Source organism: Dorea sp. MB18-49 (assembly GCF_023669465.1).
Taxonomy (GTDB): Bacteria; Bacillota; Clostridia; order Lachnospirales; family Lachnospiraceae; genus Dorea_A; species Dorea_A longicatena.
Genome location: NZ_JAMOYX010000088.1, coordinates 1 through 3,447 on the forward strand (window position 1 = coordinate 1; position 3,447 = coordinate 3,447).

2 protein-coding genes are annotated in these 3,447 nt (G+C 42.6%); both read left to right on the forward strand.

Annotated elements, in window-relative coordinates:
- Positions 1 to 228 precede the first annotated feature (228 nt).
- Positions 229 to 1,722 (forward strand): DUF1846 domain-containing protein, encoded by a 1,494-nt coding sequence (locus NCY30_RS14755; protein ID WP_055194763.1) that lies wholly within the window; start codon positions 229 to 231, stop codon positions 1,720 to 1,722.
- 63 nt (positions 1,723 to 1,785) lie between these two features.
- Positions 1,786 to 3,399, forward strand: a complete 1,614-nt coding sequence (locus NCY30_RS14760; protein ID WP_022415589.1) for a CTP synthase — start codon at positions 1,786 to 1,788, stop codon at positions 3,397 to 3,399.
- The last annotated feature ends 48 nt before the right edge of the window (positions 3,400 to 3,447 follow it).

The following is a 3,447-nucleotide window of genomic DNA, read 5'->3' on the forward strand; positions in this document are numbered from 1 at the left end:
CCTCCTGTATACCTAATTATTATATAGAGCGTCATGTTAGAAATCAATAAAAACATTATGAAAAGATTGTAAACTTCCTATGTGTTGTAGTATACTTGAAATGAAAATGCTTATGCCGCTTCCGGCGCATTTTTCTTTTCATTTTTATACAAAGTATGACGGCAGATCTGCATACAGCAGTTTTACCGCATCAAAAATCAAATAAATTTTAAACGAGGGCATATACTTATGAAAATTGGATTCGATAACGAAAAATATTTAAAAATGCAGTCCGAACACATCCGTGAACGCATCGGTCAATTTGACAACAAACTTTATCTGGAATTTGGTGGTAAACTTTTTGATGATTATCATGCTTCCAGAGTTCTTCCCGGATTCCAGCCAGACAGCAAGCTTTGCATGTTAAGAGAACTTTCTGATCAGGCCGAGATCGTCATCGTCATCAGTGCCGAAGACATTGAAAAGAACAAGATCCGCGGTGATCTTGGTATCACCTATGATTCCGATGTACTTCGCCTGATGCAGATTTATCAGGGACTGGGGCTTTATGTCGGAAGCGTTGTTATTACCAAATATAACGCTCAGGAAAGTGCTGAATTATTCAAAAACCGCCTGGAAAAACTGGGTATCAAAGTGTACCGCCACTACCTGATCCCTGGCTACCCTACAAATGTACCATTTATTGTAAGTGACGACGGATATGGAAAAAATGATTATATTAAGACAAGCCGTCCGCTGGTCGTTGTAACTGCACCAGGACCTGGAAGCGGTAAAATGGCAGTCTGCCTGTCCCAGTTATATCACGAACACAAACACGGAATCAAAGCCGGATACGCCAAATTCGAAACATTCCCAATCTGGAATATCCCGTTGAAGCATCCGGTTAACCTCGCTTACGAGGCAGCAACAGCTGATCTGAATGATATCAATATGATTGATCCGTTCCATCTCGAAGCATATGGTGAGACAACCATCAACTATAATCGTGATGTAGAGATTTTCCCTGTATTAAATGCAATGTTCCAGCGCATCTACGGTGAAAGTCCTTATAAATCTCCAACCGATATGGGAGTGAATATGGCCGGAAACTGTATCTGCGACGACGATGCATGTCAGGAAGCTTCCCGTCAGGAGATTATCCGCAGATACTATGCATCCAGAAGAAGACTCTTGCTTGGTGCATGCTCTGAAGAAGAGACTTATAAATTAGAAATGTTAATGAATCAGGCAAATATTACGGTTCATGACAGACCGGTCGTCGATGCAGCATTGACAGAAGCCGAACGGACCAACGGACCTGCGGCAGCACTGGAACTCCCGGATGGATCAATCGTCACTGGAAAGACATCCGATCTTCTCGGTGCATGCTCTGCCCTGCTGTTAAATGCATTAAAAGAACTTGCAGGTATTGAACACGAGATTAAGATCATCTCACCACAGGCGATCGAACCAATCCAAAGTCTGAAGACCAAGTATCTGGGCAGCCGTAATCCACGTCTGCATACCGATGAAGTCCTCATTGCACTCTCCGTAAGTGCCGCAACCAGCAAAGACGCCAGACTTGCAATGGATCAGCTTCCAAAATTAAAAGGCTGTCAGGTTCATGTATCTGTCATGCCGGGGTCTGTAGACATCAAACAGTTCAAGCGTCTGTCTATTCAGGCAACTTTTGAAGCAAAATATGAAAAAAACTCTGTATTTTTTAATAACAAAGGTGTATAATCTTAAAGTATTTTTTTGAACACTTTATAACAGAGAAACTATTTTTGACTTAAGGAGGAAGTTATGGCAGTAAAATACGTATTCGTTACAGGCGGTGTAGTATCCGGATTAGGTAAAGGAATTACGGCTGCGTCCCTCGGACGTCTGTTGAAAGCCCGTGGTTACACAGTCACAATGCAGAAATTTGACCCGTATATCAACATTGACCCTGGTACTATGAACCCTGTACAGCATGGTGAAGTATTTGTAACTGATGATGGTGCTGAGACCGACCTTGACCTTGGACATTATGAAAGATTCATCGATGAAAGTCTGAGCAAGAATTCAAATGTAACAACCGGTAAAATCTACTGGTCTGTTCTTCAGAAAGAACGCCGCGGAGATTTCGGCGGAGGAACGGTTCAGGTTATCCCACATATTACAAACGAGATCAAATCCCGCTTCTACCGCAACCCTGCTGCTGAGAATACGGAAATTGCCATTATTGAAGTCGGTGGAACTGTTGGTGACATCGAAAGCCAGCCTTTCCTGGAAGCCATTCGTCAGTTCCAGCATGAAAAAGGACATGAAAATGTTATCCTGATCCATGTTACACTGATTCCATATCTGAAAGCTTCTCAGGAAATGAAGACCAAACCTACACAGGCAAGTGTAAAAGATCTTCAGGGAATGGGAATCCAGCCGGATATCCTGGTATGTCGTTCTGAATATCCGCTCGGTGTCGGAATCAAGGACAAGATTGCATTATTCTGTAATGTACCTGCTAACCATGTACTGCAGAACCTGGATGTAGAATATCTCTACGAAGCACCTCTTGCAATGGAAAAAGAGAACCTTGCAGGTGTCGTATGTGAATGTCTGCACCTTGATTGTCCGGAACCAGACTTAAAAGACTGGACAGAGATGGTTGACTACCTTAAGAATCCAAACACAGAAGTCACAGTTGCTCTGGTTGGTAAATATATCCAACTTCATGACGCTTACATCAGCGTGGTAGAAGCCTTAAAACATGGTGGAATCTTCAGCCGTGCAACCGTAAATATCAAATGGATCGATTCCGAAACTGTTACTGCCGATAATGTAGATGAATTACTCGGTGATGTAAGTGGTATTCTGGTTCCGGGAGGATTCGGTACACGTGGAATTGACGGAAAACTCGAAGCAATCAAATATGCCCGTACACACAATGTACCTTTCTTAGGTCTGTGTCTCGGAATGCAGCTTTCTATCGTAGAATTTGCAAGAGACGTTCTTGGATATAACGATGCACACAGTGCTGAGCTTGATCCGAACACTACACATCCGGTTATCCATATCATGCCGGAACAGATCGGTATCGAAGACATCGGTGGAACTTTAAGACTGGGAGCTTATCCTTGTGTTCTTGATAAGACATCAAAAGCTTACGAAATGTATGGAACAGAGCAGATCAGCGAACGTCACCGTCATCGTTATGAAGTAAATAACGATTATCGTGATGCACTAACTTCTCACGGCATGAAGCTTTCCGGACTTTCACCAGACGGAAGAATCGTGGAAATGATCGAGATTCCTGAGCATCCTTGGTTTGTTGCCACTCAGGCTCATCCGGAATTAAAATCAAGACCGAACAGACCGCATCCATTGTTCAGAGGATTTATTGAAGCCGCTTTGAAATATCAGAACGACCATAAATAATATGATATAAAAAGGAAATCTGTTGCATGTTTATATATTGCAACAGAT

Excerpts from the sequence above, each read along its gene's own strand:
- NCY30_RS14755 (WP_055194763.1), top strand. The coding sequence starts at position 229 with ATGAAAATTGGATTCGATAACGAAAAATATTTAAAAATGCAGTCCGAA.
- NCY30_RS14760 (WP_022415589.1), top strand. The coding sequence starts at position 1,786 with ATGGCAGTAAAATACGTATTCGTTACAGGCGGTGTAGTATCCGGATTA.